We start from the raw sequence: 5,964 nt of genomic DNA on the forward strand, positions 1-5,964 counted from the left end.
ACCGCGAACTGATCGTCGTCAGCGATCTGCAAACCGGCGCCCTCCCCGCGGATGCCGCCGACGCCTTCCGCCGCGGCGTCGAAGGTGGGGGCGTCCGTCAGCCCGGTCGGCGGTCCGCCGGCGAGGATCACCATGAAGTCCGAGCCTTTTCCAGCACCGGCGACGATCTCTTTCACCGCGTCCACGGCGGCGTCAAAACGGGTGCTGCCCTCGCCCGGGGCGCCCATGGATTGGCTGTCGTCCAGCACGATCGCCAGCGAGACCGGCCCGTCGCCGCTGGCCCCGGCAAGCCCCGTCCAGACCGGACGGGCCAGACAGAACGCCAGCAGCACGGGAATCGCGCAGCGGACCAGCAGCAACAGCAGTTGATCGAGCCGGAACCGGCGCCGGTTCGTGCGGACGACCTCCGCGAGCAGGTGCATCGCCCCCCAATCGACGGTGCGAAACCGACTGCGATTGAGCAGGTGGATGATGAGTGGGATCGCCAGCGCGACGGCCCCGAAGGCAAGCGCGGGGTTGAGGAAGTTCATCCGTCGAACCTCCCCACACGCTTGGGTGGCATGCTCTCACCGCGCAGCGGAGCACCAGCGAAGTGGAGCGGAGTGGGCATGGAGCGTGACGTCCGCCCCCGGCTCGGCGGTTGGGCGTCACTCGCATGCTCACCCGCCGCCGCTTCGCTTCGCTGCGCGGCGACGTGAGAGCATGGCACCCGGTGCTTGGAAAGAACGTTCATCGGCCGCGCCTCCGGGCGGCGAGGTACGCGGCGAGGGCGTCGGCGAAGGGGCGGTCGGTCGTCAGCGGGACCAGCCCGATCCGCTGGCGGCCGCAGCCCTTCTTCAACGCGTCGCGGAAGGCGGCGAGCTTCTCCAGATAGGCCCGCCGCACCTGGGCGGGGTCGATCGTGTGGTGGTCGTCGTGATCTTCGAGGTTGCGGAACCGCGTGCGGCGGTCGAAGGGGAAGTCGATCTCGTCCGGGTCGAGGATCTGAAAGACGACCACCTCGTGCCCGCCGTGCCGCAGGTGAGCCAGCGACGTGAGCAGCCGATCCACGTCTCCGAATAGATCGCTGAGCACGATCAGCAGTCCCCGCCGCGGCAGCTTGGCGGCGAGGCGGTGGAAGACGTCGCCCAGTTCGGTCTCCCCGCCGGGCTTCGTTTTGGCCAGTTCGCTGAGGATCGCCGTCAGGTGCTTGGGTCGCACGCGGGGCGGGATGAACCGACGGACCTTCGTATCGAACGTCACCAGCCCGCAGCCGTCCTGCTGGCGGATCATCAGATGGGCCAGCGCCGCGGCGCAGCGGACGGCGTAGTCGTGCTTGGTGAGGCCGTGCGACCGCTGCCCGCCGTAGTTCATCGAGCCGCTGGAATCGACCAGCAGCGTGGCCCGCAGGTTCGTTTCCTGTTCATGCTCCCGGATGAACAGGCGGTCGGTTTTGCCGTAGAGCTTCCAGTCGATCGTCCGCGGATCGTCGCCGGGGACGTAGCTGCGATGCTCCTTGAACTCGACGCTGAAGCCCTTGTGAGGGCTTTTGTGCAGACCGCTGCGGAAGCCCTCGACCACCTGCTTGGCGAGCAGCTGGAGATTCCCCAGCGTGGCCGGGGCGTTCGCGGGGAGGAGGTCGGGGGACGCCATGATTACCAGCCCGAGGCGCAAGCCTCGGCCGGCGGAGCCGGTCTTGGGGACGGGGAGCGACACGTCGTGGACGACGTACGGCCGACGCTTGCGCGTCGGGCTGGTGAAGCGGGGAGGAACGCTCGCATCTCACGCGACCCGCGCGGGCTTCTTGGGCATCAGCTTCTTCGCTCCGCCCTGGGAGGACGATCGGGGCAGGGCGTCGATCAACCGCTGCACGAGGTCGTCGACGGTCACGCCCTCCGCCTCCGCGTTGAAGGTCGGCACGATGCGGTGTCGCAGCACCGGGGCGGCGAGGGCCAGCACGTCCTCGCGGGTGACGTGATGACGCCCCCGCAGCAATGCCCGGGCCTTGCCGGCCAGCACGAGTTGCTGACAGGCCCGCGGGCCGGGGCCCCAGTCGATCATCTCCCGCACCCAACTCGCGGCGTGCGGGTCCTTGGGACGAGCCGACCGGACGAGGTCCAGCACGAGCTGCTTCACGTTGTCCGGCAGCGGCACGCGACGCACGGTGCTTTGGCAGGCGACGATCTCCTGCCCGTTCACCACCGGCTCCGGCGTGGCGGAGAGCGTGCTGGTCGTGCGGTCGAGAATGTCGCCTTCCTCATCCCGCGATGGGTAATCGACCACCACGTTGAACAGGAACCGGTCCCGCTGGGCCTCCGGCAGGGGGTAGGTGCCCTCCTGCTCGATCGGGTTCTGCGTGGCGAGCACGAAGAACGGCTCTTCGAGCGAATAAGTGGTTCCGCCGACCGTCACCTCATGTTCCTGCATCGCCTCCAGCAGCGCCGCCTGGGTCTTGGGCGGGGTGCGGTTGATCTCGTCCGCCAGCAACATTTGGGTGAAGATCGGGCCGCGATCGAACACCAGATCGCGGGCGCCGGTGTTGCGGTCTTCCTGGATCAGATCGGTGCCCGTGATGTCCGCGGGCATCAGGTCCGGGGTGAACTGAATGCGGCGGAACTCCAGGTGCATCGCCTGGGCGAGCGACCGCACGGTCAGCGTCTTGGCGAGCCCCGGCACGCCTTCCAGCAGGCAATGCCCGCGGGCGAGGATCGCGATCAGCAGTTGCTCCACGACCTCCTGCTGCCCGACGACCACCTTGCCGACCTGCTCGCGGATGGCGGCACAGATTTCGACCAGCCGAGCGGCCCGGGCCTCGTCGCCCTGCTCCCCGAGCGGCTCGTCTTCAGCCGGGGCGAACGTGACGTCGGGATCGGTCATCGCAGAACGAACGGCGGGCGGGGCGGGCGGCGGGTGCGGGGCGACCACAAGACGCGGTCGGGCGGGACGGCGAGCATAAGCGGTCCCCGTTGGAAACGCTCGCGCCTGACTCTCCCAACCCATCCAACCGGGTCGACGTTCGCCGCTTTCGGACGCCTTGCCTCAAATCCATGGCCCCGAGGCCGTGCCGAATGCACACCCCCGACGGCGATCGCCTGGCGAAACGCCTCCGCGGGACGGCGCTCGTTCCGCGGCGGGATCGTGGGTTCCTTATGCTCCGCGTGGTCTCGTCCTCCCGATCTGCCGCTTTGATGGCCGAACGCCTCCTTCGTTGCGCCGGTTGCGGGGCGCGCGTCGTGCCGCACGACGAACACGGCGTCGAGTTCCGCTGTCCGGCGTGCGGGGCGGTCGCCGTGGCGACCGATCGCGAGACGCCCGTGCGGATCGGTCGGCGGGGCGATCTGAGGCGGCTTCACGGGGTCGACCTCGCCAAGTTCACGATCGACGTAGACGGGCCGCGTTTGCTGGTCAGCTGGCGGTGGAACCGGTTCGTCGGGGCGGCGTGGCTGGTCATCGCCGCGCTCGTCGGGGGGGCGGCGCTGTTCCTCTTCTCGATGCCGCTGCTGCGGGGGGAGGAGCTGTCAGGTCAGGACGAACGGTCGCTCATCGGGTTCGTGCTGGCCGGACCTGCTCTGCTTGCGCTGTACGGCGGACTGTCCCGCACGCTCAACCGCACCGAAATCGCGGTTCACGAGGGGACGATCCGCGTCTGGCACGGGCCAATCCCGGGACGTCGCTCCCGCCGCGTAACGCTGGCGGAACTGGATGAACTGAAGGTCTGGCGGAAGGTCTACAACGACGGCGACGGGGGGAGGCAGAGAGTCGCCTACGAACTGCACGCCGTCCGCACGAACGGTCGGTGGGTCCGGCTGATCGCCGGCGAGACGAAGCAGGACACCCCCGAAGCGGTGAAGCGCCTGCTCGATGCGCACCTCGCGCACCTCGACGGCGATGTTCGACCCGACGGGGCCGCCCCCGTTCCCCGGTCGCCGGCTCGGGTCGCCTCGGCCGAACCGGCGAAGGTTCTTCCTGCGATCACCCTGAAGTGTCCGCGGTGCGGCGGGACGCTCGATCCGCCGCCGGAGCGGGCGGAGATGACCTGTCGGTTCTGCTCCGCCAAGGTGACGATCCCGCCGGCGGTCCAACGCTCGCTGGAACTGCGGCCGGCTCGGGTTCACGACCGGGCGCGGTTCCGGGCGACGTTCGCGGCCCGCAAGGAGAACGGGGCGATGATCTTCTCCGCCCCCTGGCCGCGGGAGATCGGGACGTTCCTGCTGATCGTCGCGGCGGCGGCGGGGGCGATCACGGCGCTGGGAGTCGTCGTCTTCTACTGGGCCGGGTTCGATCTATTCTGGATGGTCCAGACGGTCGCCGCCGCCGGGGGGACGGCGTGGGCCGGCTATGTCGGGCTGTGCTACCGGTGGAACCGCACGACCGTGACCGTCACCCGGGAGACGTTCCGTGTCGTCCACGGCCCGCTGCCGTGGGCCTGGCCGGCCGAGGTGCCGACCGCCCGCGTCACGCAGTTGGTGGTTCGCAAAGAGATCGTCTTCCGCGGCTGGCACGGCGAGGTGTACTGGACCCTGCTGGCCCTGGCGGAGCACGGCGCGAACCTCACGCTGTTCGGCCAGATCCGCGATCGCGAGGCGCTGGAAACGCTGGAACACCTCGTCGAACGCCGCTTGGGCATCCGCGATCAGGCGGTGCGGGGGTGACGGCGTCACGTCGCAGCAAGTCGCGACGAACCGACGACGTCCAACCCCCTCTTCCCCCCTCTCCCTTGAGGGAGAGGGGCCGGGGGTGAGGGTGAACGAGCCTTCGCACGCAGCCGGTCGCGAAGTGACGGGAGGGCGGCGGGATTGTGAAGGGCGACCGAACGGTTCCAGTCCCCTCACCCCCAACCCCTCTCCTCCGGTATTCTCAAACTGGGGGGCCGAGGGGAGCAAGGCGCCGCCTCACTCCGCGGCGCGCGGTTCGCCGCCCAGTCGCAGGGGGATTTGCACGATCTGCTCGCCGCGGCGGACGTTCAGGGTCACGGTGTCGCCGGGGCGCTTCGCTTCGATGTCGCCCAGGAAGGCGTCGGCCGTTCTCACCGGGACGCCGTCCACCCCGACGATCACGTCGGCGACGCTGCGATCCGTGCGTTCCAACATCAACGGGCCGCGCCGCTCCCGCGTGACGAGCGGCCCCCGCAGGCCCGCCTGCTCCGCCGGTCCGCCGGGCACCAGCTTGGCGATCTGCAATCCGCCGGGCACTTCGAACACCTGACTGATGCCCACCTCCGGGCGAATCACCCGGCCGTAGCGGATCAGCTGCGGCACGACTCGTCGCACCAGCGAACCGGGAATGGCGAAGCTCACACCGGCGCTTTGGCCGCTTTTGGAGGCGATCGCCGTGTTCACCCCGATCAGCGCGCCGCGGCCGTCCAGCAGCGGACCGCCGCTGTTGCCCGGGTTCACGGCGGCGTCGGTTTGAATGATGCCCCGCACCGTGCGGGCGCCGCGGATCGGCAGGTCGCGGTTCAGGCTGGAAATGATCCCCGCGGACATCGTCCGCTCCAGCCCGAAGGGGTTGCCGATGGCGAACACGCTTTGCCCGACCCGCAGGTCGCGGCTGTCGGCCAGCGGGATCGGGTAGAGATCCTCCGGGGGAGCGTTCACCAGCTTCAACACGGCGACGTCCCCGACCAGATCCCCGCCGACGAGCGTGGCGTCGTAGCTCTCGCCGGTGAACAGGCGGACCTCGATGCGGTCGGCGCCCTCGACGACGTGCAGGTTGGTGAGGACATGCCCGGAGCGATCCAGAATCGACCCGCTGCCGCGCCCCTCGGACTCCTGTTCGACCCGAAACAGATTGTTGCGCGAGACGCTGTGGGCGGTGACGTTCACCACGCCGCGGTTCGCGGAGTCGTACACCCGCACCCGCATCGCCTCCTCCGGCGTGAGCGGCGCCGGCCCGGCCGTCGGCGCCGGCACCGTGCCTTCGTCCGGCGCCTGGAGCGCCGCATTGCCCGGCGTCGCATTGCCCGGCGCACCAGCGGCCGGAACC

The 5,964-nt window shown here is 69.8% G+C and carries 5 protein-coding genes; 1 reads left to right on the top strand and 4 read right to left on the bottom strand.

What is annotated here, in order from left to right:
• The 3 genes from LzC2_RS19635 to LzC2_RS19645 form a co-directional block, all read right to left on the bottom strand.
• On the bottom strand, positions 1-530 hold a 530-nt coding region (locus tag LzC2_RS19635; RefSeq protein WP_171189730.1), incomplete at its 3' end, for a BatA domain-containing protein.
• Positions 531-729: 199 nt separating this feature from the next.
• A complete protein-coding gene (locus tag LzC2_RS19640; RefSeq protein ID WP_206678817.1) occupies positions 730-1,695 on the bottom strand; it encodes a DUF58 domain-containing protein in 966 nt (321 codons plus the stop codon).
• Positions 1,696-1,761: 66 nt separating this feature from the next.
• Positions 1,762-2,856 (bottom strand): AAA family ATPase, encoded by a 1,095-nt coding sequence (locus LzC2_RS19645; protein WP_171189731.1) that lies wholly within the window; start codon positions 2,854-2,856, stop codon positions 1,762-1,764.
• Positions 2,857-3,047: 191 nt separating this feature from the next.
• Here LzC2_RS19645 and LzC2_RS19650 point away from each other — a divergent pair, with 191 nt between their 5' ends.
• Positions 3,048-4,631 carry a TFIIB-type zinc ribbon-containing protein gene (locus LzC2_RS19650; RefSeq protein ID WP_171189732.1) on the top strand — a complete coding sequence of 528 codons (1,584 nt, stop codon included), beginning with the start codon at positions 3,048-3,050 and terminating at the stop codon, positions 4,629-4,631.
• Between the two features lie 240 nt (positions 4,632-4,871).
• On the opposite strand, the gene LzC2_RS19655 is transcribed toward LzC2_RS19650, so the two are convergent.
• On the bottom strand, positions 4,872-5,964 hold a 1,093-nt coding region (locus tag LzC2_RS19655; protein WP_246255216.1), incomplete at its 5' end, for a S1C family serine protease.

This window comes from Alienimonas chondri, from assembly GCF_013036045.1.
GTDB lineage: Bacteria > Planctomycetota > Planctomycetia > Planctomycetales > Planctomycetaceae > Alienimonas > Alienimonas chondri.

What these genes read in the sequence shown, in the direction of transcription:
- LzC2_RS19645 (WP_171189731.1), bottom strand. Translation starts at nt 2,856, where the DNA reads ATGACCGATCCCGACGTCACGTTCGCCCCGGCTGAAGACGAGCCGCTC.
- LzC2_RS19650 (WP_171189732.1), top strand. Translation starts at nt 3,048, where the DNA reads ATGCACACCCCCGACGGCGATCGCCTGGCGAAACGCCTCCGCGGGACG.